The following is a 22,796-nucleotide window of genomic DNA, read 5'->3' as shown; positions in this document are numbered from 1 at the left end:
AACATTAGCCGGCAAAGTAACTCAACAACGCAGCAAGGCGGGGGCCTGGATACACGCAAGGCGCCGAGCAACGACGCGTGTACACTACGAGCTCGCCCGACGCCATCCGCCCCGACCTCAGAAAGCCGCTCACAACATGGACACCGTCAGCAATTACACCGAAACGCTCGAAAAGACCGTCCGTGACCTTCTCGAGCGTCAGGATGATCTGATTAGGACGGCCTTTACCGACCAGCTCACCGGACTTGGCAACCGCGGCGGCTTTACCCGTTCCCTAGAAGAAATCTGGGAGCAGGAACTGCCCGTGACCATGGCGTTTATCGACATCGATAACCTTAAGCACTGCAACGACGTCTTCGGGCATGACGAGGGCAACCGCTATATCTTGCAGGTAAGCCTCTATCTCAAGCTGTATATGAAGGTGGACGAGGCGGCGTTTCGCATAGGCGGCGACGAGTTTGCCATCCTGTCTACGATTGCGACCGAGGACGACCTCGCCGAGCGCCTGGAACACTGCCGAACGGTCCTACTCAAAAACAACGATTCCGAGATGCCTCACTCGTTTAGCTACGGAGTGTCGCACGCCGACCCCGCCCTGGGTGAAGTCTCCAATCGCATGACACTCGATGCCGACCATCGCATGTACGACTACAAGCTACGCCATGCCATGCATCTTGATCGACGCAATATCGCGCAAGTCCACACCGACGACTTCGAAATAAGCGATCGCGTTTTTGACGCCTTTTCGATGCTCAACGAAGGCCGTTATTGCTTTATCGAGAACTTGGACAAACATCGCACCCTTTGGTCACAAGGTGCCCTGCGCGATCTCGGTCTTCCTTCTGAGCATGTAGACAACTGCCACGATTACTGGAAAACGCGCGTCCACCCCGATGACCTTGAGGCCTACATCAACGACATCGACCAAATCTATAATGGCTCCAAACACCGCCGCGTCATGCAGTACCGCATGCGCAATGCCGCGGGCGACTACGTCCTCTGCCGCGCTCGCGGGTTTCGCATCGACGGTGACGGAAATACCCCCTCGCTCTATGTCGGCGAACTTGTTAACCACTCACTCGCCGAGACCGTCGACGCCGCCACGGGCCTCGGAACGCAGCGTATGCTGATCAACGCTATCGATGCCTGCCGTCGCGACCGTTGCGAGACGGGGCTTATAGCGGTCCGCGTTTGTGGCACGGCAAAGTTCAACGAGCTCTACGGGGCCGAGGCTGTCGACAACATGCTCGCCGAATACGCAGGTCGCATGTTATCGATCACCCGCGGCAGAAGTCGCGTCTTCCGCTCGCGAAACGCCCAGTTCGTCGTGCTCAGCAACGATCTGGACCACGAGGCATTCGAGCAACTGACCCATCATCTTAAAGAGGCCGTTTTCGCTCCTGTTCGAATCGCGAACGACACCATTACCCCCGTCTGTCTTGTCGTCCCGGCCTTTTACGAGCGCTTAATCAATCAAGCGACCGCTGTTTTAGGCGAACTCGACCGTCGTCTTCGCGCCGCCGGCGGGCTTGCCCCCAACGACAGCCTCCCCATACCCGAGATTGAGCGTAAAAGCGCCGTCGCCGAACGCATCGATACGCTCACGGGCCTCTATCGACCCAGCGAGTTTATGCGGCGTGCCAACGCATTTCTGAGGACAGGGCGCGACGGCGCTTGGTGTATCGCCACCGTCGACATGGGTCATATGCGACTGTTTAACGAATGGCACGGACAGGCCGAGGGCGACCGCGTGCTCGCCGATGTGGGCACGGTCCTCAAAGACATCGAGAATGCCGAGATGGGCGTCGCAGGATACTGGGGCCAAGACGACTTTTGCATTCTCATCCCCTTTGAGCACGACACCGTCCATCAAATCTATAACCGCGTTCGCGCCGCCGTGGCCAAGCATGATGACGGCGTGGGTTTCTGGCCGTCCATGGGCGTTTGCCCCATCGATCCCAACGAGGAAATCACCATCGACGCGCAGGCCAAGGCCATGTTTACCAATCGGCGCGCAAAAAACGACTTTAAGGAGCGCGTCGCCATTTTCCGCCCCGAGGAGTACGAGCGCGAAACCGCGTTCCACCGCACGCTGACCGAATTCCAGTATGCGTTCTCAAACGGCCGCATTACCTACTACCTGCAGCCCCAGGTCGACATGGAAACTGGCGAGATCGTTGGCGCCGAGGCGCTCACGCGCTGGATTGGCAAGGACGGTTCCCTCATTTCGCCTGTAACGTTTATCCCCGCACTCGAGGAAAGCGGCTTTGTAGTGACGCTCGACAAGTACATTTGGCAGGGCGTCGCCTCGTGGCTGCGCGAGCGCATCGACCGGGGGCTTCGCGTGGTTCCGATCTCGCTCAATGTGTCGCGCGTGGATATCCTTGCCTGCGACGTTGCCGAACATATGGGAGCACTTGCCGCCCAATACAACCTACCGCCCGAACTCATGCGCATCGAGATCACCGAGACAGCCTATACGGGAGAATCCGAGGCCGTGGATAAACTGACTGCCGACCTGCACACCCGCGGCTTCTCAACCTATATGGACGACTTTGGCACCGGCCAGTCCACGCTCGCGATGCTCAAGAACGTCAACGTCGACGTTATCAAGCTTGACCGCACGTTTGTTCCCGCCGACGGAGATCAAGGCCGCAGCGCGCAAATCATTACATCAATGCTCGATATGGCGCAGTCGCTCCATCTGCCCGTCGTGGTCGAAGGCGTCGAGACAAATGAGCAGGCGAACATGCTACGACAGATGGGCGCCCGCTACGCTCAGGGCTTCCTCTACTACCGCCCCATGCCGGCGAATGATTTTGAGACATTGCTCGATGGTGGCAATAACAACTGATACGCTCGCGCGCAAAACGCCACCGCCGAAGGGGGCATTTGTCTCCATTAGCTAACTTATATCCCCAATTCAAACCGGATTGGGGATATGATACAAACCGTTGTTCTGCCCAAGGAGGTTATTCATCATGAACGAGTCATACCGCTTGGGCGAGCAATCGATTATTGCCTATCTTCAGCGACTTGCGAATGGCGTCTCGACCGCCGAACTCGATGTTTCCGCGCTGCCTGCTGAGCTACGCGCCGTTGGTGAGCAACTGCAAAAGACGCATGCCATCCTGCAACAAGAGCGCCAGCTGCTTGAGTGCAACGCCTATATCGATCAGCTCACCAACTTGGGCAACCGCGGCGGACTCGACCGTCACGTCGAGCAGCTCTGGCGCAAAGGCGACCCCTTCACCTGCGCCTATATTGACATCGACCATCTCAAGCATTGCAATGATAGGTTCGGCCACGCCGAAGGCAATCGCTATATTCTGGGCATCTGCCGCGCGCTCACCGAGGCAATGGAGCACGATGAAGTGCTGTTCCGTATCGGTGGAGATGAATTTGTACTCGTGTCCCCCACGACAGGCGAAGCCGAACTCGAGCAGCGCTTGGAGCGGACACGCACCAATCTTGTCGAGGCAACATCAGACGGCAAGGCGCCCATGATCGCTAGCTTTAGCTTTGGCTGCTCGCGCGTCAATCCACTTGCCGGCGACACGCGTCGCCAGATGACGATGGATGCCGATCGCAAGATGTATCGCTATAAGCTTATGCATCGCGTGCAGCAACCGAAAGACAATGACGCGCCGCCACACCCAATTGCCGAGCAGCTTCCGTGCAACGACCGCGTATTCCAAGCGATCTCTATGAGCTCCGAGACGCGCTATCCGTTTATCCTTAACCTCGATACCGGCGAATCGCAATGGTCGATTAATGCCGTGCGCGATTTCGACCTACCCTCCCAGCATCCCTACAACTCACTCGATATGTGGCTTGCTCGCGTCCACCCCGAGGACCGCGACAACGTACGCGCCGAGCTCGACATGGTGATAAACGGCACATGGCACTTCCACTACATGCAGTACCGCGTTATGGATGCTACCGGAGCGTACGCGCTTTGCGACTGCACGGGCTACCGCTTGGACGGCACCGATACCGAGCCTAACATGTACGTGGGCATTATCATCAACCGAAGCCTGGCAGATACGACCGATTCCGTGACCGGCCTGGGCGATATTCACGCCCTGGTCAACGCCATTGGCGAAATGCGTCGCGTGGCGCGCAAGGCAGGCCTGGTCGCCATCAAAATCGACGACATCGCCAAGGTCAATGCCCGCTTTGGCTTTGATGCGGGCGACCGCGTTTTGGCAGAAAGTGCCGCCTGCCTCATGGACTGTTCGCGCGGCAAGGGCCGTCTGTTCCGCTCGACCGGACCGATGTTCGTGGCGCTTTTCGATGACCTTGATCCCGAAGAGACCGACGCGATCGCAGAAGAAATCGAGCGGTTCTTGGGGTCGCCCGTACTCTTTGGCTCATTTGAATATCAGCCGCCCATTCGTGTGGCCACACTTCATCTAGATGCCGTCGACCGACAGCCCGTTTCCATTTTGAACGAGCTCAAAGCGCTACTTGAAGAGGCACCACAAGTACCGGGCACCAAGCTGGACTAGCGTTATGGGGCGCATGATGGTTAATTTCCGATCTCAACCGAACACATTGGGCAAATAGGTCGTACCCGCAGTTAGCCGAACGTCCCCGCAGTCCCTCCCGGGGCCCGGGGGCACCGTTTCGATACTCCTGGTTTACTTTGCCTGATGCAAATAAGTGCTCAACAAGATAGAACCTATCCCCCGCCACGGATATGCCCTCGAGTAAATCTGTTAAGCCAAGCCTATCAAATTCTATTGACAATTGGCTGCATTGGTCCATTTTGTCGTCCAGCCACTTCCGCTGGCTATCGCCTCATAAAAACAAACCTAACGAGCCGCACGAACGACAAAGAGGCCAAGCTGAACAGAAGTAGAACCAAAACTTCAAAAACGCTGGTATTCCAATCGCGTACCCAGTCCTCTACCGCCCACAAGAAAAACAGCAGCCCCATCCATAACGTCACAGAAGAAATCAGCTTTGCGTAAGGGCGTATATCAATCTCGCTCTCCCTTTTTGTGACATCATATCCAGCAATTGAGCAGAGCCATCTTCCTCTTCGGTATTGGATTGAAAGGACAATCAAGGCAATCGAAGTCATCAAGCAAACAGCATCCTCTGTTTCCATAGAGTTTCCTTTGCTTTCCATCCTAGTTACGCATTCACAATCGAATCAAACCAAGTATGAATTACTCGATAGCAACCGCCTTAGTATAAACCATAGCCGCCGCAGCAGCCCGCCTTCCAAGGCCTCAAAGCTCGCCATCGAGGGCGACCCGCCCAGACCCCTTACAATCTGCTCGCACGAGGCCCCGCACTCCAACATCCTCTGGACCGTATCCCGCTCGTACCTGGTGAGCGTGCCTGCCGTGGGCCCTCGGGGCCGGCATCGTGCCCCACGCCATCTGCCCGCTCGTGCGATAATCCTCCGCAGAAGTCACCAACAGCAGAGGGAGCTTGTGATGAAGGTTCTTTTGGTCAATGGCAGCCCCAAGGCAAACGGCAACACCGCCCGCGCGCTCGCCGAGGTCGCCGAGCAATTGCATGCCGAGGGCATCGATACCGAGGTGTTCCAGCTGGGCGCCAAGCCCATTCGCGACTGCATTGGCTGTGGCCAGTGCGGCAAGCTCGATTGCCGCTGCACCTTTGACGACGACGTGGTGAACGAGCTGATCGTTGCCGCCGAGCAGGCAGATGGCTTTGTCTTTGGCTCACCCGTCTACTATGCGCACCCCAGCGGACGCATCCTTTCGGCCCTCGACCGCGCCTTCTATGCTGGCAGCAAGGCCTTTGCGCACAAGCCGGGTGCCGCGGTCGCCGTCGCCCGTCGCGGCGGCACGTCGACCACCTTCGATGTACTCAATAAATACTTCACCATCAACCAGATGCCCGTGGTCGCCTCCACCTATTGGAACAACGTCTTTGGCGCCATGCCGGGCGAGGCCGATGGAGATGCCGAGGGTCTGGCCACCATGCGAAATATCGGCAAAAACATGGCCTGGCTCCTGCGTTGCATCGAGGCAGGACAGGTCGCCGGCATCGAAGCCCCCGAAGCCGATCGCGCCAGGACCAACTTCATTCGTTAGAACGGCGGAACATTATATGAACGTGCAAATCTTCGGGACTAAGAAGTCGTTCGATACCAAGAAGGCGCAGCGTTATTTTAAGGAGCGCCGCATTAAGGTGCAGTTTATCGACCTTAAGGAAAAGGAGATGAGCAAGGGCGAGCTCACGAGCGTGATGCAGGCGGTCGGCGGCATCGACAAGCTGCTCAACCCCAAAGCCAAGGACGAGGAGACGCTCGCGCTCATCCAGCACCTCACCCCTAGCCAGCGCTTCGACAAGCTGCTCGAGAACCAGCAGGTTCTAGCCGAGCCCATCGTGCGCAATGGCAAAAAGGCCACTGTCGGCTATTGCCCCGACGTGTGGGGAGCCTGGGAGTAGCCTGTGTTATTTGTCGGCGCGTGGGTATAAGAGCAGGCGTTTGGCATAAGATTCAACTGTAAGCCAAGTCTAACAAAGGAGGGCACATGCCCAACAAACCCGTGAAAATCATCATGCTTACCGGATACCTCGGTGCCGGCAAGACCACACTGCTCAACCACATCCTCGCTAACGACGGCGGCATCCGCGCCGCCGTGATCGTCAACGATATCGGCGAGATCAACGTCGACGCCAGCCTCATCGCCGACGGCGGCCTTTCCGAGACCGATGACCTCATCCCGCTCACCAACGGCTGCATCTGCTGCACGCTTTCGGACGACCTTGCCAACCAGCTGCAGGGCATCGCCGATTCGGGCAACTTCGACTACATCATCATCGAGGCCTCGGGCATTTGCGAGCCCATCCCCATCGCCTACACCATCTCGAGCTTCTGCGACGAGGCCAAGGTGGGCGGCGAGCCCAAACTCGCGCTCGACAACATCGTGGCCGTGGTCGACTGCGCCCGCATGTACGACGAGTTCAACGGCGGTCGCGACCTGCTGGCCGAGGATATCGACGAGGACGACATCGAGAGCCTGCTCATCCAGCAGATCGAGTTCTGCTCCACGCTGATCCTCAACAAGACCGACACCGTGACGCCTGAGCAGATTGCCGAGCTCAAGGCCATCGTGCGCAGCCTGCAGAAAGACGCCGTAATTGTCGAGGCCCAAAACGGCGAGGTCCCCATGGAGGAGCTGCTCGATACCGACCGCTTCGACTTTATGCGCGCCTACAACTCCGCCGCCTGGATCGAGGCCATGGAGCATCCCGAGGAGCACGACGACCCCGAGGTGCTCGAGTACGACATCGAGACCTTTGTGTACTCACGCCGCAAGCCGTTTGACCTGCAGAAGTTCACCGATTTTGTTGAGCAGGAGTGGCCCGACGAGGTCATCCGCGTCAAGGGCCCGCTGTGGCAGGCCAGCAATCCGGACATGTGCTACATGTTTGAGCAGGCCGGCCACCAGATGCGCCTGATGGAGAACGGTCTGTTCGTTGACTCCGCGCCCGAGGGCGAGAAGCAGAAGATCATCGACGAGAACCCCGAGATCATGCAGATTTGGAACGACGAGACGGGCGACCGCATGACGAGCCTGTGCATCATCGGCCGTCACATGGACAAGGATGCGCTCATCGCCTCCCTCGATGCCTGCCTGACCGACTGGCACCGCGCCTAGGTTTATCCAAGCGGGCATTTTCCGCCTACGTAACCGCCAAACCACCACGAAGGTGCCTGTCCCCTTCGTGGTGGTTTTTCGTTCTGAGCCAAGGAGATTCATGTTCAACATTGTGCTGTATGCGCCCGAGATTCCGGCCAATACGGGCAATATCGGCCGTACCTGCGTGGTCACCGGCGCCCATCTGCATCTGGTGGAGCCACTGGGCTTTTCGCTCGACGACAAGACGATACGTCGCGCCGGCCTGGGCTACTGGCAGAATTTGGACGTGACGACCTATGCCGGCTGGGAGGATTTCCTTGCGCGCAACGGTCTCTCCCCCGCCGACGAGCGCCTGCATCTGCTGACCAAAAAGGCGCGCCGCACCTATGCGCAAAGTACCTACCGCGACGGTGACTTTTTGGTCTTTGGCAGCGAGAGCTCGGGGATTCCCGAGCCACTGCTTGCCGCGGCGCCCGAGCGCTGCGAGCGCATCCCGATGCTGCGCGATTGCGACTCACTCGATAACGCCGAGGCTTGGGAAGCCCACGAGGAATCGTTGGGGCATACCGAAGACAGCCACGAGGCCATCCTTCGGCAGGATATCTGCGGCAACTTCGTCGACCCGGACGACTACCGCATCAGCGCACTCAACCTCTCCAACAGCGCCGCCATCGTCCTCTACGAAGCCCTGCGCCAAACAGGCTTTCCGGGAATGTGACCAAGGAACTGTCCCTTTGTCACATTCGGTTATAGGTAGCGGCCGGTGATGCTCTTGGAGCAGGCCGCGATGTCGCTCGGCGTGCCGGCGCAGACGATTTGCCCGCCGGCGTCGCCACCGCCCGGGCCCATGTCGATCACATAATCGGCGTTACGGATAAGGTCGAGATCGTGTTCGATCACGACAACCGTGGCGCCCTTGGCAACAAGGCCGTCGAACACACTCAGCAGTACCTGAACATCGAGCGGATGCAGACCAATCGTGGGCTCGTCAAACACAAACACGGCATCATCCTGCACACGACCCATCTCGCTCGCGAGCTTAAGACGCTGTGCCTCGCCGCCCGAAAGCGCCGGCGTGGGCTCACCAAGTGTGAGATAGCCCAAGCCCAGGTCGTGCAAGGTCTGCAAGCGCGTCTGGACCTTCTTGAGTCCCAGTGTGGCGTCGAGGGCCTCGTCCACACTCATGTCCATGAGCTGCGGCAACGTAAGTAGGCTCCCGTCCTTGCCCTCGCGATGGATATGCGAAGCCGCGTCTGCATAGCGAGAGCCGCGGCATGTGGGACAGACGATCTCAACATCGGGCAAAAACTGCACGTCGAGCGATATCGAGCCCGTGCCGTCGCACGTAGGGCAGCGCAAGGCACCGGTGTTGTAGCTAAAGGCGCCCGCCTTGTATCCCGCCGCCTTAGCCTCGGGCGTACGGGCAAAGGCGCGGCGCAGCTCATCATGGATGTCGGCATAGGTTGCCACCGTCGAGCGCACGTTGGCGCCGATGGGCGTGGCATCAATCAGGTTGGCGCGCGCGATGCCCTCGGCATCGATCCAACGCACGTGCCCCGGCAGGCGCTCGCCAGCTGCCTGCGCCTTGAGCGCCGGAATGAGTGTCTCGAGCACCAACGTCGTCTTACCCGAACCCGAAACGCCCGTCACCGCGACCAAGCGACCGCGCGGGATATCGACTTCGAGCGGTTTGACGGTATGGATGGTATCGGTCGCCATGCGGATATGGCCCTGGTCGAACATTTCGTCGTCAGCCACCTGCGGCCGCAAGCGCTTGGGGTCTGCGCGCAAAAACGGTGCGATGCGGCTACCCTGCGATTGCTCGACCTCATCCACCGTACCGGCGGCGATCACATTACCGCCGCCCGCTCCGGCAACGGGGCCCATCTCGACCAGATAATCGGCTTCCGCCAGTACGCGCGTATCGTGGTCGACAACGACCACGGTGTTGCCGTCATCCACCAGATCGCGCATTACGCCCACCAAGCCGTCGACATTGGCAGGATGCAAGCCGATCGAGGGCTCGTCCAGCACATAGAGCACACCTGTCGACCGGTTGCGCACCACGCGGGCGAGTTGCACGCGCTGGCGCTCACCTGTGGAGAGCGTGGCGCCGGCGCGATCGAGCGAAAGGTAATCGAGCCCCAGGTCGACCAGGCGACGAGCCGTGCTCAAAAACGAACCGCAGATATCCACTGCCATGGGCTGCATCTCGGTCGGCAAGGATGCGGGCACGCCGCGCACCCACTCAATCGCCTCGCCCAACGTCATGGCAGCCGCCTGCGCCAAATTGATACCGCGCACCTGGGGCTGGCGCGCAGCCTCGGAGAGACGCGTGCCGCCGCAATCGCGGCATGCTCCCTCGCGCAAAAAGCGCGCAACGCGTTTTAAGCCCTTATCGTCCTTAACTTTGGCGAGCGCATTCTCAACGGTATAGACGGCGTTGTAATAGGTGAAGTCGAGCGGCGTGGCGCCCTCGCCGTTTTTGGGAACGTAGAGAATGTGCTTCTTAACCGCCGGACCATGGAACACGATGTCGCGCTCTTGAGGCGTGAGCTGGTTAAACGGCACGTCGGTGCGCACGCCCATCTCGCCGGCCACCTGCTTCATCAGGTCCCACATGAGCGTGCCCCAGGGAAGCACTGCGCCCTCGTTGATAGTCTTTGACTCGTCGGGCACCAGGCTCGCTTCGTCCACCTCGCGCATGACACCGGTGCCGCCGCAGGTGGGACACGCACCGCCGCTGTTAAAGGCAAGGTCCTCGGCGCTCGGGGCGTAGAACTCGCGGCCGCATGCGGGACATGCGAGCGACAGGCCTGCAGCCACATTAAGGCTCGGCTCCACACGCGCCCCGCAGTGCGGGCACACGTGATGGGCGCAGCGGCTAAAGAGCAGACGCAGGCTGTTGTTGAGCTCGGTCATGGTGCCAAAGGTCGAGCGCACACCCGGTACGCTGGGGCGCTGATGCAATGCGAGCGCCGCCGGCACATGCAGCACTTCATCCACCTGGGCATGCTCGGCCTGCGTCAGACGGCGACGGGTATAGGTGCTGAGCGCCTCTAGATAGCGGCGCGAGCCCTCGGCATAAAGAACTCCCAGCGCCAGCGAACTCTTGCCCGAGCCCGACACGCCGGCAATGCCCACGAGCCTTCCCAGCGGAATATCGATATCGATGTCCTTGAGGTTGTGGACACGTGCACCGCGCACCTCGATAGCACTTGGTTGTTGCGACACCGTCATCGCTCCCCTTCCTGTTAGCCGAACGTGGCAAAGGGACTGTCCCTTTGTCACGTTACTCGCACTGTGCTCGCCTGCGCCAGTCTTCGCAGGTCAAATACGTAAAGCACTCGGTACGCACATCGCCCATAAGCTCGCAGGGCATATCGCGCTCAACGTGATGCGGCGCGAATCCACACTTTTGCTGAACGCGTAACGACTTGTCATTGCCCTCATAGTATCCGCACCAAAGCGCCTTACAGCCAAGCGTTTCGAACGCATAACGCTGCATGGCTCGCACTGCCTCGGGAGCAAAGCCTCGGCCCCAGAATGGCTTGGCGATCCAATAGCCCACTTCGAGTTCGAGACCGTCATCTCGACGGTTTGACTCGCAGAGAGATGGCATGAGTCCGATACTACCCACGGGCTCATCTGTCGCAGCCAGGCAAACGGCAAAGGTATGGGGTGCCGCAAAGACTGTCCGAATGATCTCCCTGCTCTCCTCAATGCTTCGATGGGGCGGCCAACCCGCAGCCGGCCCCACGTCCGGATCGCTCGCATATGCAAACAGGCTCGCCGCATCCGTCTCGCGCCACGGACGAAGCGTCAAACGCTCGGTATGAATCACCATGTTTTGACCTCTCTCAGACATCGATGTGACAAAGGGACTGTCCCTTTGTCACATTACTCGTGCCATAAAATGCGATCGCGAATGTACTCGCCCAGCATGGGCACGGTAAACCGCACAAGGCCGTATCCGGCGGCCTCGATGACGCGCTCGCGAATCAGGCTTGCGCGATATTTACTCGCCCAGCTCTGAGTGCGATCGCAGCGCTCAATGATATCCGCCATGCGCGTCGGCTTACCCTCGTCAGTAGCCATGGCCTCGATAAAAAGGCGCTGTGGACTGCGCAGCCCGTAATACAGGGGCGCATCGACCGCTTCGTAGAACTCGGAGACGGCATCCGCATGGCCATCCTCGACATCGCGCCTTTCAATGACCTGCGAGTTGCGCCGGACAGCAGAGCGCCACATGTAATATCCCACCAGCTGGACCATGTAGGGATGCCCCATACTCTTGCGCGCCGCAAGGTCCGCCGTCTCCGCATCAACGTAAAGACCAGCGTCCTTGACCGTCTGGACATATGAATCGCGCACCTTGGGCAAAGAAATCGCCCCCAGCGCACGCTGCTGAGCACGGCGCAAAAACGTCACGCTCGGCTCTTCGAGCAGGTCGTCAACCATACTGGGCAAGCCGGCAAATACCAGCGCAAGACCGCGCTGGTCGCTATCGGACAGGCCCGTAGCATCCTGATCTCCGAGCACCTGCTGATAGAGAACGGCAAGAGCCGCCAGTTCCTCGATTGACGCAGATTGCGCCTCGTCAATCGCAAACAGGATGCCCTTGCCTGGACCGAGCTTCTTGAGGCGCTCGTTGACCAGCCCCCGTAGCGTCTCGCCCTTTGCCCGAGCCGCCTCGACCGACATCCGACCAAACGACGGCCCAAACTCCATTGACGTCACAACGGGTTTATTCGAGCGAAGCGCGTCGGCCAGGCGATCGCACAAGCCAAGCGAAGCAGAATCGGAGACAACCGCCCATCCGCGCTCATTGGCTAGACGTTGCAGCTCCCGCAGGAGAACCGTCTTGCCGCAGCCGCGGTTTCCCGTAATGAGCATGAGCCTGCCCGGCGCTCCGGCGCCGTTATCGAGCCCTTCCTCGAAATCTTCGACGACCGACTCGCGACCGATGAGCATCGGGGGCCGCTTGCCTGCCGTCGGCTTAAAGGGATTTGGATTCATGCCGGCCTCCTCGGATTGGCAAACGTTATCCACAGTTATACCAACTTGTACCGAGTTATACCAATAGCATGTGACAAAAGAACTGTCCCTTTGTCACATGTGGCCGAAAAACTCGGCGTCTGCTGCTCGCCAGGGGCGGAAGGTGCTGGGATCGACCTTTACGTGTGCCGCGGCGGGTACGTCGTACCATTTGACCGTGTAACCGGCGCCGTGAGAGCAAAAGACCGAGTCGGGCGTGTTGGGCAGATCGGCCTCGGGCTCATAGGCGGCCGTCTCGATTACGCGCTCGGCATCATGGCATGCCGCATAGCCGGCGAACTCCAGGTACAGATGCCCACGACCACTCGTGTAGGCAGCCACCTCCAGCGCGTAATCCTGCACCTCTGATGCCGGTACACGACCCACAAGCTTCGCCCGGTCGCCTGTCATTGTCGGCGGCTCGTACTCGGCACCCATGCGCGTGGCATCCGAGAGCGCCCGACCCACGCACTCCCCCGGCACCTCGAGCTCAAAGCGATACCACGGCTCCAACAGCACCGCCGCGCCGGCCTCGCGCGCCTGCATCAAACCCTGGCGAATCGCGCGGTACGTGGCCTGGCGATAATCGCCGCCCTCGGTATGTTTGGCATGCGCACGGCCGCCCATGAGCGTAATGCGCACATCGGTGATGGGCGAGCCGGTCAGCACGCCCAGGTGATTGCGCTCCATGGCGTTGGTGAGTGCCAAACGCTGCCAGTTAAGATCGAGCTCGTCGGTCGAGGTCACGGTACCAAACTGCACGCCCGAACCCGCTGGCAACGGCTCCAGGCGTAGATGCACCTCGGCATAGTGGCGCAGTGGCTCAAAGTGGCCTACGCCCTCGACCGGCTGCGAAATAGTCTCCTTATAGAGAATGCCGCCAGACTCAAACGCAACCGAAAGGCCAAAGCGATCGGCCAACACCCGCTGCACGACCTCGAGCTGCACGGCGCCCATCAACTGCAAATGAATCTGCTCAAGATGCGTATTCCAGCTTACGCCGAGCATGGGATCCTCGTCCGCCAACTCAGTCAATGCTTTGAACACCGCATGGACATCGTGTTCGCCCGGAAGCACCGTATAGGTGAGAACCGGCGCAATGACGGGCGCATCGCCCGCGGGCTCCGCGCCCAGGGCGTCCCCCGGGCGAACGTGCGCAAGACCCGTCACGGCACAAATACCGCCAGCAGCAACTTCTTGGGCAAGCTCATACTTCTCGCCGTTATAGATGCGTACCTGATCGACCTTCTGCTCCCATGCCTCGGCACCGGAACGTCCGCCAATCACCTGCTTGGCATGCAGCGTGCCGCCGGTCACTTTAACCCAAGCCAAGCGCTCGCCACGATCCCCGCGGCTCACGCGGTAGACGCGCGCGGCAAACTCCGGGAGCCACGCCTGTTCACGCATCAGCGCGCATATGCCATCCAGCAGCTCGTCCACGCCTTGGTCCTTGAGCGCCGAGCCGGCAAAGCAGGGAAAGAGCTTGCGCTCGGCAACCATGCGCGACAGCGTTGCGACAGAAAGCTCACCCGCTTCAAGAAACTCCTCGAGTGCCGCCTCGTCCAACGCAGCAGCATCCTCCTGAACGGCACCGCCCGTCAGCAGCTCGTTGGCATCCAGGCAGCCTTCGGAAAGACGTTGCCCCAGCTGTGCCAGCAAAACATCGCGACCGGGATTCTCCAAATCGATCTTGCTGATAAAGATGAACGTCGGGATGTCATAGCGCGCAAGCAGGCGCCACAGGGTTTCGGTGTGCCCCTGCACGCCATCGTTGGCGCCCACAACCAAAATCGCATAGTCGAGCGCGCGCAGCGTGCGCTCTGCCTCGGCAGAAAAATCGACATGCCCTGGTGCATCCACGAGCATGACGTGGGTATCGCCGTGGTCGAGCACGGCCTGCGACGAGAAGATCGTAATGCCGCGCTCGCGCTCGATCGCGTTCGTATCCAGATGCGAATCGCCATCGTCCACGCGGCCGCGCTTGCGAATGCGACCCGCGTTGAACAGCATGGCCTCGGCCAGCGTGGTCTTGCCGGCATCGACATGCGCCAAGATTCCAACGACCGCTTGCTTCGACATGGCTCTCCTCTTATTGCAAGCCCATCGCACGCGGCAACGGGCATCCTCGTTCCACACTGGATGATACAATTTACGGGCCGGCGGGCGAAGCGGGCCCTATCCCCCGACCGAGCTCATCGCCCCGCGTTGCCGCGCAGCGATTTTCGTAGGTTCGCGCCTTGCGAAAGCCGGCACCTCCCCTTTTGCCCGCCCGGTCTCATCTGAGGCGGTAACAATGCGAGTCCCACAACGACGCGTTTTACCAAAAATGTCCCCACTCGGGGCCATTTTTTATTTGAGCTGGGTGATGATACGTGCCTTGGCTCCTACGCCTCGCGCAGCCAATCAAACGCGACACGCGGCGTACCGTCCGACACATATACGATACCAGCGCGCTTAAACCCGGCCTTGGCGATGGCGCCCTGCATAGGCAGGTTGTCTTGGTGTGTGTCGATACGCAGATGGTCGATGCGTTCCTTGGCAAAGGCAAACATCGCAGCCGCGACGCCATGCGTGGTACCGTCGGATGCCACGCGGTGCAGCACGGCGTACGGGGCGTCGCTGTGCCACTGGCCGTCCTCGATCACATCGTAGGAACTGTCCGGCCCCGGCAGAAAGGCAAACGTCGCCACCACGCGTCCGTCTTCCTCGCACACATAGCTACCGCCCGCGGCGATATCGCTTTTGAGCTGCTCGGCCGAAGGCGCGCCCTCGGGCCACTGCGTGGTGTTACCATGCGCGCGCATAAAGGCGCGGGCCGCGTCATAGATAGCCATGACGGCGGGAATGTCGGTATCGAGGGTTTTTCTGATCATCACGCGGCGACCTCACGTTTATTGGTATCACTTTGATTGAGCAATGATACCAACGTTTGGAGAGGGGCGCGAAGCAGATGGGGAGCAAAAAGCGAGCCGCCTGGTCAAAAGCCAAAAGCGAGTTTTTGGGCGCTGCCACGGGCGGCGATATGAGCGACCTGTTTGCACGCGAAGACGAGCGCCGCGACGCATTAGACGCCGAGCGCGATGAAGCCTGGCGCTACAAGTCGTGCGAGCGCAAAAACCGTTACGACACGCGCGCCGAGGCCGAGGCAGTTATGGCCGACTGCGAAAACCGCGGACGGCGCGGCCTTGCCTGCTACAAATGCGAATACTGCGGCGGATGGCACCTGACGTCGCACCCTTGGAAATAGACCCCGCATCGGCACGGCACTGACGGAGCGCCAACCGTCGCACGCAAGCTACGGGCGCGGCGGCACCAACACATCGTAACGAATGGCCTTGCCCGCAAGTTGATAGCTCGGCTTAACGCCAGCAAGCAATGCCCCCTTCACCGGCCGCTTGATAACGACCTTGCGCGGGTGCACCGCAAGCGCGGCTTCGACCAGCGACTCCTCATCGGCGCACGGCTGTTCCAGATGGTGCAAGAGTTGGAACTTCTTTTTAACCGCCGCGCTCTTGGTACGCCCGGGAAACATGGGATCCAGATACACCACGTCGGGAGCGGTGAGATCGCCCTGCTCGATCAGCTCAGCTGTATGGCGAAGGCCGGCAATGCTGTCCTCGCCCGCATGCAAGCGCATGCGCGCCACGGCTGTCGCAAGCGCCGGATCATCTGCCGCGCGATCCAAGGCATCCTTGAGGAGCGCCGCGATCACGCAATCCTGCTCATACAGATCGACGGTAAAGCCCACGGCCGCCAACAGTAGCGAATCCTCGCCAAAGCCTGCCGTGGCATCAATCGCCCATGGTTGCTCGATGCCTTTTGTGCGCGCAGCCTTCACCAGTAGCTCTTGCTGCAAACGGCCCCGTTTGAGCCGCGGAAGCATGCGGCCAAAATCGGCGCACAGCTCCATCGTGCCGTCGGTGAGCGTGAGGCCCTCGGACTTCCCGGTCAGCTCAAGCCCCGCGGCCCGAGCAACAGAAAAGGGATCGACGACGCCCATGGGTACTCCTTAACAAGCAAAACGAATACGTGAGCGCCGTTTATACCGGCACCCAACCGTCCGCTATTGTCCCACATGCGACATGGTCCACAGCATCCCAATGCAAAGCACCGCCATCAATCCCGTGCACACGGCAGCGATCACAGAATCACCCATGCGCCTTCCCAACGACCGCGGCTCACGCACTTGCTTGACTCCGTACATCATGGCTCCTCCTTCGGTCCAGCTCTTACCATGGCCCCATCATCGCAGCGCCGCGCATACGCTGCCATCGATTTGGCTTACGCCCAGCTTTCCTTTTTGAAAGGTTGGACCGTGCAGGCAAGAGACGCTTTCAGGCGTATGCATCGCCGCGTTGAACTACAATGTGCTTCACCATATGTGCAGCACATAGGGTGCGCCAGGTTGGCGTACTCGTATCGAAAGGACCAGTCATGAGCTTCACTCGCAAGACTCTCAAAATCCTTGCCCTGATTTATTTTGTTCTGGGCATCGCCAGTCTCGTCATTGGAATCGCCGGCATCGCGACCGGCAAGTTCGAGTCCACCTACGGGCCGAACGCCATGCTCGCCGCGGCCGTGATTATCGTCAAGGGCCTCATCGATCTCGCCGCAGGCGTTGCGGGCATCAAGGGCGCCAACAAGCCTTCGCAGGTAGGCGGCGCGTTTAAGCTCGGTATTGTTGCCGCGGTCGCCACGCTTGCCCAGGCGGTGCTCACGCTTCCCGCACTCGGCGGCGACTCCATCAACTTTGGCGCCTTTGTCATCGTGGTGTACGACCTGTTCTTTGTTCAGCAGGCACATGAGGTTAAGGCCGAGAACAAGGACCGCCTGTAAGCGCTCGCTTCTCATAACCTCTGAAGCCAAGCAACTAAAAAGGGCCGATCGCGCATCTCCGCGGTCGGCCCTTTACGTTTGCCCAGATAAAACCTGCCAAAATAAACCTGTCCCTTTTTGGCAGGTTGTTAGCTGTGGCGGTACTCGGCGATGATGAAGTCGATGTCGGTTTGAAGGGTGTCCAAATTTGCCAGGCGCTCTTTGTCGGCGGGGCGCGTGCGGTAGTAGTACGGCGTCATCTGGAACACTGCCTCGATGTCGGCCTGGGTCTGGAGCGTAATGTTCGCAGACACCCGCTGCGTTCCGACCAACTCGAGCTCGGTAGTCTTCGGCAGCTTCTCGTCATTGAGATATGGCGTGTCGTAGAGCACCTCCTTGAGCCCAAAGAGATGACGGGCCCCCGGCACCACGGTATAGAGCGAGCCCTCTGGCGCCAGCACGCGGGCAAACTCACGCTCGTTAAAAGGAGCGAAGAGCTCGGTCACCATATCAAAGGCGCCATCAGCCACGGGGATATCTTTCATGTTGGCCACGAAGTACGTCGCATCGCCGCGCTTGGCGGCAAGACGCACCATCTCCTTGCCCAGGTCGAAACCGTAAGCATCCACGCCCGAAACCGCGCCCATGGCACTGGTGTAGTAGCCCTCGCCACAGCAAATGTCAAGCAAGGTCATGGGGCCGTTCGCAGACGCAGCACGCCCAGACACCCGCTCGCGCACCAGCTCGACCATCGCATCGCGCAACGGCGCGTAGTATCCACGGTTCAGAAAGTCACGACGGCTACGTGCCTGCGACTTGGGATCGCCCATGGAGTCACCGCTCTTGGACGAACGCAGCAGATACAGATAGCCCTCGCGCGCACGGTCAAATCGGTGTCCACTCGCGCATGCAGCACCGCGCTCGTCGTCCACCAACGGCTCATGGCAAACGGGACACAACAACATGGCAACTCCTTAGTGCGAACAACACAACGCCCACCATTGTCGCACGCCTTCCCCACCTAGTCATAGAAGAGACAAGGAGTGTCCCCAGCTGCCGGCAGAAAAGGAACGTCCCTAAGTGCCGGCTGGCTGCATTAGGAGTATCATCGTCTGCGCAAATAAGCGCGAAAGAGCATATTAGAGATTGAGAGCGTATGGCAGACACCGCATCTAAGCACATTGACATGACCACCGGCTCGCTGTGGCGCAATATTCCCCTGTTCGCCTTCCCCGTGGCCGCCACGAGCATCTTGGAGCAGCTGTCGAACCTCATCGCCACGGTCATCATCGGTAACTTCTCGGGCGACCAGGGAACCCTCGCCATGGCGGCGGTCGGCTCCAATGTTCCGCTTACCAGTCTTATGCTCAACCTGTTTATCGGCATGTCGCTTGGCTCCAACGTGGTCATCGCCAACGCTATCGGCCGCAACGATCAGAACATGGTCAAACGCGCCGTCCATACCTCGATTTTAATGGCACTTGTGGGCTTTGTCGTCATCGCCCTGGGCGAGATCTTTGCCGAGCCCATGCTCGCTGCGCTCAACGTCCCTGCCGAGACCATGCCGCTCGCTTCGCTCTACCTTCGCGTCTTTTTGCTCAGCATGCCCTCGATCTTGCTCTACAACTTTGAGGCCGCGATCTTCCGCTCCGTCGGCATCACCCGCATGCCGCTTCAGGCACTTGCCGTGTCCACCGTCCTCAACATTGGCCTGGACCTCATCTTTGTCCCCGTGCTCCACTGGGGCGTCGCGGGCGTCGCCATCGCCACCGCCATCGCCTACACCGTCAGCGCCGCCACACTCTTTGTCCACCTGCTCAAGACCGACTCCGTCGTCCGCGTCACCCCACGCGACTTAGGCTTAGACCCCGTCGCCCTCAAGCGCATCGTCAAGATCGGCCTGCCCGCCGGCATCCAAAGCGCTGTCTTTGCCGTCGCCAACATCATCATCCAGTCCGCCATCAACAGCTTGGGCACCGAGGTCATGGCGGCATCGAGCGCTGCTATGAGCCTGGAGTACGTGTGCTACAACCTGCTCAACAGCTTTAGCCAGGCCTGCACCACCTTTGTGGGACAAAACCACGGTGCCCGCCAAATCGACCGCTGCACCAAGACGCTCAAGGTCTGCCTGGTCGAAGGCGGTATCGTCGCGCTCACCACCATCGTCATCATCGTAGGCTTGGGACGCGAAATCCTGGCGCTGTTCAACAGCGACCCCAACATCGTCTCGATCGGCTATATCCGCGTGTGCTCGATCTTCCCTGCCTACGCCTTTAGCATGTTCTACGAAAACATGTCCGGCTACCTGCGCGGCTTTGGCATCTCGCTCATGCCCGCCCTCATCACCATGATCTGCGTCTGCGGCATTCGCTTCTATTGGGTATTCTGCGTGTTCCCGCACTTCCGCACCTTTGCGAACATCATGATGGTCTACCCCATCAGCCTGGGCACCACGGCGTTCTTTATGGTCGTGGCGGTGCTACTTTGCCACCCGGCACGCACCTATCGCGTCGCCCAAGCCAAAGCGACAGCCCGCTAAACACCGCACTCAATGTCACGCCAGTCATTAATTGACAATATGCGAGCTCATATAGTCGATAAAACGCCTCGTGGCGATAGGCATGGTGTCCCAGCTGCGCCAAGCTGCCACCACGTCGCGCGAGGGAGCATGCACGATGGGACGTACGCGAATATCGGCCCGCATGCCCTCGACGGTACGGCGATACAGCATGCTCACGCCTAGGCCCTCCTCCACCATCGCCATGATGGTGTAGTCGTCGGTAACCTCACTCGTCACGTGCGGCGACAGCCCGTACGCCGCGAATGCATCGAGCACCAGGCTCTGCTCGCCCTCGTCCAGCAGCACAAACGGCTCGGACGCTAGGTCGGCGAGCGTTACCTTTTCCTTTGCCGCCAGCGGATGCGCGGCCGGCAACAGCGCAACCAACTCGTCGTGATAGACCACGCGCTTCTCGAGCCCGGCGGTAAATCCGCGCGCCGTAAAGCAAAAGTCAACCACGCCGTCGTGCACCCACTGGGCGTTGCGCGTGTAATCGCCCTGCTTGAGGGTAAAGTGCACGCCCGGATGCAGAGCCCCAAAGTCGCGGATCACACGCGGCAGTACGGTACGACTCACATTGGTAAACGTCGCGATACGAATATCAGTCGAGGAAAGCCCCATCAGCTCCTGGCGCTTGCCCTCAAGCTCGGCCTCGGCAGTTACGATTTGGCGCAGATACGGCAGGTACTGCTTGCCGTCGCGCGTAAGCGAGACACCTTGCTTACCGCGCTCGATAAGCGTGGTGCCCAGCTCGCGCTCGAGCGCCTTGACGGCCTGGCTCACCGCGCTTTGCGTATAGCCCAGCTCGTCGGCCGCGCCCTTCAGGCTGCCGCGATCGACCACCATACAAACAATCTGATACCGCGATGCCATCGTGCCTCCACATCAATGCAGCCGTAAAACGTTTTGCCAGGGCTTTTTCTACTAGCATTAGTATTTCTTAATCATACTGAAGATACATTCGCTTTACTACATCCATATCTGGGAGCAGAATCCTTTTTGCGAAACCGTTCTGTAACAAAAGGAGTCCCATGGATCGCAAAAAAGCAATCGCGCTCTCATTTTCCGTTCCCGTCGCATGGGGCTTTTCGTACCCCCTCATGAAGATCGGCATGGACAGCATGAACGCCACGAGCATCGTTGCGCTGCGCTGCATCATCGCCTTTGTGGCCTGCCTGCTGCTCTTCCACAGGCGCGCTTTCCGCATCAATCGCGACCTGATGGTTCGCGCCGCCATCATCGGCGCCATTATGGCAACCGAGCTCACCTGCATGTGCCTGGGCTCTAGCCTCACCTCCGCCTCCACCGCCGGCTTTTTGCAGAGCCTGACGGTCGTGATCGTGCCGTTTGCCAACGCCGCCTTGCTGCGTCGCGCCCCCGAGCGCAAGGTGCTCGTCGGCACCGCCATCGTCACCTGCGGTATGTTGCCGCTCTCGGGCGCCGACTTTACCAGCCTGAACCCGGGCGCGCTCATCATGCTGCTCTCCGCTTTTGTCTATGCCGGACACATCATTGTCGCCAAGCGCTTTGTCGAAGATGTCGACCCACTGGCTCTGGGCGTTTGGCAGCTGGGCTTTGGCGGCCTGTTCTCGGGCATCGCCGCGTTCCTCTTTGGCGGTTTCACGCTTCCCGGCACGCCGGGCGAGGTCGTAGTCGTCGTTGCCCTCGCACTCATCTGCTCTGCCTATGGCTTTATCACCCAGACACTCGTGCAGCCCCACGTGCCTGCCGAGACCACCGGCTTCGCCTTCTCGCTCGAGCCGGTCTGCTCTGCCGTCTTCTCGTTCTTCCTGGTCGGCGAGGTCCTGAGCCCCATCGCCTTCTTTGGCGCCGCCCTCATCCTCACCGGTGTCATGGTGGCAACCGTCGAGCTTCCGCGCCTCCGTGAACATGGACAGGCCCGTATGGCAGGAGCGCCCGAGCGCGTCTCGTAGTCCCCACTCCTTATGCAGCCGCGGCATAAAGGCAACCGGTGCGCCTTTACAATAGATGTCAACAGAGCATCTGCCATAAAGGAGCCCCATGGACACCGCAACCCGCGACCGCAACATAGCAACTTGGTTGGGCGATGCGCCGCAGCCGGTACGTGACACTACGAACCAGCTGCTCGAGCGCATCGCCCTTTTACGTGCCGAGCAGACTATCTACCCGGCACAAGACGACATCCTCAATGCCCTCGCCTACACGCCGGCAGACCAAGCCAAAGTTGTCATCTTGGGTCAAGACCCCTATCACGGACCCAACCAGGCCATGGGGCTTTCGTTCTCGGTCCCCGCGACGCAAACCAAACTGCCGCCGAGCCTGCGCAACATCTATAAGGAGCTCAATGCCGACCTGGGCTGCCCCATTCCCGCCACGGGAGACCTAACCCCATGGGCACAGCAGGGCGTCTTGCTCCTCAACACTACGCTCACCGTGCGTGAGCATGCCGCGAATTCGCACGCCAAACTGGGCTGGAGCACGCTCACCGACTACGTTATCGAACGCTGCTGTCAGCTGCCCCAACCGGTCGTCTTTTTGGCATGGGGCCGCTTTGCCCAGCAGATGGTCGAAGGCAAGCTCGCCGCGACCGGCGCGGGAAAGGCAACCGGCAAGTTCTGTCTGGCCTCTACGCACCCCTCGCCGCTTTCGGCAAACCGTGCCACGGCAGAACTCCCCGCTTTTATGGGGTCGTGCCCCTTCTCCGCTGCCAATCGGCTACTCGAACAGCACGGCTCGACCCCCGTCAACTGGACTTGCCTCGGCTAAAAATC

The 22,796-nt window shown here is 60.0% G+C and carries 20 protein-coding genes; 11 read left to right on the top strand and 9 right to left on the bottom strand.

Annotation, left to right across the window (positions count from 1 at the left end):
* The first annotated feature begins 136 nt into the window (after window positions 1-136).
* Window positions 137-2,854, top strand: a complete 2,718-nt coding sequence (locus tag CSV91_RS00365; protein WP_099431363.1) for a bifunctional diguanylate cyclase/phosphodiesterase — start codon at window positions 137-139, stop codon at window positions 2,852-2,854.
* A 127-nt stretch (window positions 2,855-2,981) separates the two neighbouring features.
* Window positions 2,982-4,511 carry a diguanylate cyclase domain-containing protein gene (locus CSV91_RS00360; protein ID WP_099431362.1) on the top strand — a complete coding sequence of 510 codons (1,530 nt, stop codon included), beginning with the start codon at window positions 2,982-2,984 and terminating at the stop codon, window positions 4,509-4,511.
* A 284-nt stretch (window positions 4,512-4,795) separates the two neighbouring features.
* Here the strand turns inward: CSV91_RS00360 and CSV91_RS00355 are convergent, their stop codons facing one another.
* Complete coding sequence (locus CSV91_RS00355; RefSeq protein WP_055252192.1) at window positions 4,796-5,116, bottom strand: DUF3784 domain-containing protein; 321 nt, start codon at window positions 5,114-5,116, stop codon at window positions 4,796-4,798.
* A 334-nt stretch (window positions 5,117-5,450) separates the two neighbouring features.
* Here CSV91_RS00355 and CSV91_RS00350 point away from each other — a divergent pair, with 334 nt between their 5' ends.
* The 4 genes from CSV91_RS00350 to CSV91_RS00335 all read left to right on the top strand — a co-directional run bounded on the left by CSV91_RS00350 (window position 5,451) and on the right by CSV91_RS00335 (window position 8,349).
* The gene (locus tag CSV91_RS00350) at window positions 5,451-6,074 is read left to right on the top strand and encodes a flavodoxin family protein (protein ID WP_099431361.1); all 624 of its coding nucleotides are present in this window, start codon (window positions 5,451-5,453) and stop codon (window positions 6,072-6,074) included.
* Between the two features lie 16 nt (window positions 6,075-6,090).
* On the top strand, window positions 6,091-6,432 hold the full coding sequence (locus tag CSV91_RS00345) for an arsenate reductase family protein (RefSeq protein ID WP_055252194.1): 342 nt from the start codon (window positions 6,091-6,093) through the stop codon (window positions 6,430-6,432).
* A gap of 86 nt (window positions 6,433-6,518) precedes the next feature.
* Window positions 6,519-7,649 (top strand): GTP-binding protein, encoded by a 1,131-nt coding sequence (locus tag CSV91_RS00340; RefSeq protein WP_099431360.1) that lies wholly within the window; start codon window positions 6,519-6,521, stop codon window positions 7,647-7,649.
* A gap of 100 nt (window positions 7,650-7,749) precedes the next feature.
* Entirely contained in the window at window positions 7,750-8,349 is a 600-nt protein-coding gene (locus CSV91_RS00335; RefSeq protein WP_099431359.1) for a tRNA (cytidine(34)-2'-O)-methyltransferase, read from the top strand.
* Window positions 8,350-8,378: 29 nt separating this feature from the next.
* Here CSV91_RS00335 and CSV91_RS00330 read toward each other — a convergent pair whose 3' ends face one another.
* The 5 genes from CSV91_RS00330 to CSV91_RS00310 all read right to left on the bottom strand — a co-directional run bounded on the left by CSV91_RS00330 (window position 8,379) and on the right by CSV91_RS00310 (window position 15,541).
* A complete protein-coding gene (locus tag CSV91_RS00330) occupies window positions 8,379-10,871 on the bottom strand; it encodes an excinuclease ABC subunit UvrA (protein WP_099431358.1) in 2,493 nt (830 codons plus the stop codon).
* Between the two features lie 52 nt (window positions 10,872-10,923).
* Entirely contained in the window at window positions 10,924-11,478 is a 555-nt protein-coding gene (locus CSV91_RS00325; protein ID WP_099431357.1) for a GNAT family N-acetyltransferase, read from the bottom strand.
* Window positions 11,479-11,531: 53 nt separating this feature from the next.
* Entirely contained in the window at window positions 11,532-12,650 is a 1,119-nt protein-coding gene (locus tag CSV91_RS00320) for an AAA family ATPase (protein ID WP_099431356.1), read from the bottom strand.
* Between the two features lie 93 nt (window positions 12,651-12,743).
* Window positions 12,744-14,747 (bottom strand): GTP-binding protein, encoded by a 2,004-nt coding sequence (locus CSV91_RS00315; RefSeq protein ID WP_099431355.1) that lies wholly within the window; start codon window positions 14,745-14,747, stop codon window positions 12,744-12,746.
* A 305-nt stretch (window positions 14,748-15,052) separates the two neighbouring features.
* Complete coding sequence (locus CSV91_RS00310; protein WP_099431354.1) at window positions 15,053-15,541, bottom strand: GNAT family protein; 489 nt, start codon at window positions 15,539-15,541, stop codon at window positions 15,053-15,055.
* Window positions 15,542-15,618: 77 nt separating this feature from the next.
* Here CSV91_RS00310 and CSV91_RS00305 point away from each other — a divergent pair, with 77 nt between their 5' ends.
* Window positions 15,619-15,915, top strand: a complete 297-nt coding sequence (locus tag CSV91_RS00305) for a hypothetical protein (protein ID WP_055310006.1) — start codon at window positions 15,619-15,621, stop codon at window positions 15,913-15,915.
* A 48-nt stretch (window positions 15,916-15,963) separates the two neighbouring features.
* On the opposite strand, the gene CSV91_RS00300 is transcribed toward CSV91_RS00305, so the two are convergent.
* Entirely contained in the window at window positions 15,964-16,668 is a 705-nt protein-coding gene (locus CSV91_RS00300) for a class I SAM-dependent methyltransferase (protein ID WP_099431353.1), read from the bottom strand.
* Between the two features lie 434 nt (window positions 16,669-17,102).
* Between CSV91_RS00300 and CSV91_RS00295 the strand changes: the two genes are divergently transcribed.
* Window positions 17,103-17,504: a hypothetical protein gene (locus tag CSV91_RS00295; RefSeq protein WP_099431352.1), complete on the top strand. Its 402-nt coding sequence runs from the start codon at window positions 17,103-17,105 to the stop codon at window positions 17,502-17,504.
* Between the two features lie 128 nt (window positions 17,505-17,632).
* On the opposite strand, the gene CSV91_RS00290 is transcribed toward CSV91_RS00295, so the two are convergent.
* On the bottom strand, window positions 17,633-18,448 hold the full coding sequence (locus CSV91_RS00290) for a putative RNA methyltransferase (protein ID WP_099431351.1): 816 nt from the start codon (window positions 18,446-18,448) through the stop codon (window positions 17,633-17,635).
* Between the two features lie 191 nt (window positions 18,449-18,639).
* Here CSV91_RS00290 and CSV91_RS00285 point away from each other — a divergent pair, with 191 nt between their 5' ends.
* A complete protein-coding gene (locus CSV91_RS00285; RefSeq protein ID WP_099431350.1) occupies window positions 18,640-20,022 on the top strand; it encodes an MATE family efflux transporter in 1,383 nt (460 codons plus the stop codon).
* 27 nt (window positions 20,023-20,049) lie between these two features.
* On the opposite strand, the gene CSV91_RS00280 is transcribed toward CSV91_RS00285, so the two are convergent.
* Window positions 20,050-20,916, bottom strand: coding sequence for a LysR family transcriptional regulator (locus tag CSV91_RS00280; protein ID WP_099431349.1), 867 nt, complete (start codon window positions 20,914-20,916; stop codon window positions 20,050-20,052).
* A 158-nt stretch (window positions 20,917-21,074) separates the two neighbouring features.
* Here CSV91_RS00280 and CSV91_RS00275 point away from each other — a divergent pair, with 158 nt between their 5' ends.
* Both CSV91_RS00275 and CSV91_RS00270 read left to right on the top strand, forming a co-directional pair.
* Window positions 21,075-21,977 carry a DMT family transporter gene (locus CSV91_RS00275; RefSeq protein ID WP_099431348.1) on the top strand — a complete coding sequence of 301 codons (903 nt, stop codon included), beginning with the start codon at window positions 21,075-21,077 and terminating at the stop codon, window positions 21,975-21,977.
* A gap of 88 nt (window positions 21,978-22,065) precedes the next feature.
* On the top strand, window positions 22,066-22,791 hold the full coding sequence (locus CSV91_RS00270; RefSeq protein WP_099431347.1) for a uracil-DNA glycosylase: 726 nt from the start codon (window positions 22,066-22,068) through the stop codon (window positions 22,789-22,791).
* Window positions 22,792-22,796: the final 5 nt, after the last annotated feature.

It is taken from the genome of Collinsella aerofaciens (assembly GCF_002736145.1).
GTDB classification, from domain to species: Bacteria; Actinomycetota; Coriobacteriia; order Coriobacteriales; family Coriobacteriaceae; genus Collinsella; species Collinsella aerofaciens_A.
Note: the sequence above shows the minus strand (reverse complement) of the source record. Positions and strands in the feature narration are given on the sequence as shown.

Coding starts and splice junctions, on each gene's coding strand:
- CSV91_RS00365 (WP_099431363.1), top strand. CDS start 137: ATGGACACCGTCAGCAATTACACCGAAACGCTCGAAAAGACCGTCCGT.
- CSV91_RS00360 (WP_099431362.1), top strand. CDS start 2,982: ATGAACGAGTCATACCGCTTGGGCGAGCAATCGATTATTGCCTATCTT.
- CSV91_RS00355 (WP_055252192.1), bottom strand. CDS start 5,116: ATGGAAACAGAGGATGCTGTTTGCTTGATGACTTCGATTGCCTTGATT.
- CSV91_RS00350 (WP_099431361.1), top strand. CDS start 5,451: ATGAAGGTTCTTTTGGTCAATGGCAGCCCCAAGGCAAACGGCAACACC.
- CSV91_RS00345 (WP_055252194.1), top strand. CDS start 6,091: ATGAACGTGCAAATCTTCGGGACTAAGAAGTCGTTCGATACCAAGAAG.
- CSV91_RS00340 (WP_099431360.1), top strand. CDS start 6,519: ATGCCCAACAAACCCGTGAAAATCATCATGCTTACCGGATACCTCGGT.
- CSV91_RS00335 (WP_099431359.1), top strand. CDS start 7,750: ATGTTCAACATTGTGCTGTATGCGCCCGAGATTCCGGCCAATACGGGC.
- CSV91_RS00330 (WP_099431358.1), bottom strand. CDS start 10,871: ATGACGGTGTCGCAACAACCAAGTGCTATCGAGGTGCGCGGTGCACGT.
- CSV91_RS00325 (WP_099431357.1), bottom strand. CDS start 11,478: ATGGTGATTCATACCGAGCGTTTGACGCTTCGTCCGTGGCGCGAGACG.
- CSV91_RS00320 (WP_099431356.1), bottom strand. CDS start 12,650: ATGAATCCAAATCCCTTTAAGCCGACGGCAGGCAAGCGGCCCCCGATG.
- CSV91_RS00315 (WP_099431355.1), bottom strand. CDS start 14,747: ATGTCGAAGCAAGCGGTCGTTGGAATCTTGGCGCATGTCGATGCCGGC.
- CSV91_RS00310 (WP_099431354.1), bottom strand. CDS start 15,541: ATGATCAGAAAAACCCTCGATACCGACATTCCCGCCGTCATGGCTATC.
- CSV91_RS00305 (WP_055310006.1), top strand. CDS start 15,619: ATGGGGAGCAAAAAGCGAGCCGCCTGGTCAAAAGCCAAAAGCGAGTTT.
- CSV91_RS00300 (WP_099431353.1), bottom strand. CDS start 16,668: ATGGGCGTCGTCGATCCCTTTTCTGTTGCTCGGGCCGCGGGGCTTGAG.
- CSV91_RS00295 (WP_099431352.1), top strand. CDS start 17,103: ATGAGCTTCACTCGCAAGACTCTCAAAATCCTTGCCCTGATTTATTTT.
- CSV91_RS00290 (WP_099431351.1), bottom strand. CDS start 18,448: ATGTTGTTGTGTCCCGTTTGCCATGAGCCGTTGGTGGACGACGAGCGC.
- CSV91_RS00285 (WP_099431350.1), top strand. CDS start 18,640: ATGGCAGACACCGCATCTAAGCACATTGACATGACCACCGGCTCGCTG.
- CSV91_RS00280 (WP_099431349.1), bottom strand. CDS start 20,916: ATGGCATCGCGGTATCAGATTGTTTGTATGGTGGTCGATCGCGGCAGC.
- CSV91_RS00275 (WP_099431348.1), top strand. CDS start 21,075: ATGGATCGCAAAAAAGCAATCGCGCTCTCATTTTCCGTTCCCGTCGCA.
- CSV91_RS00270 (WP_099431347.1), top strand. CDS start 22,066: ATGGACACCGCAACCCGCGACCGCAACATAGCAACTTGGTTGGGCGAT.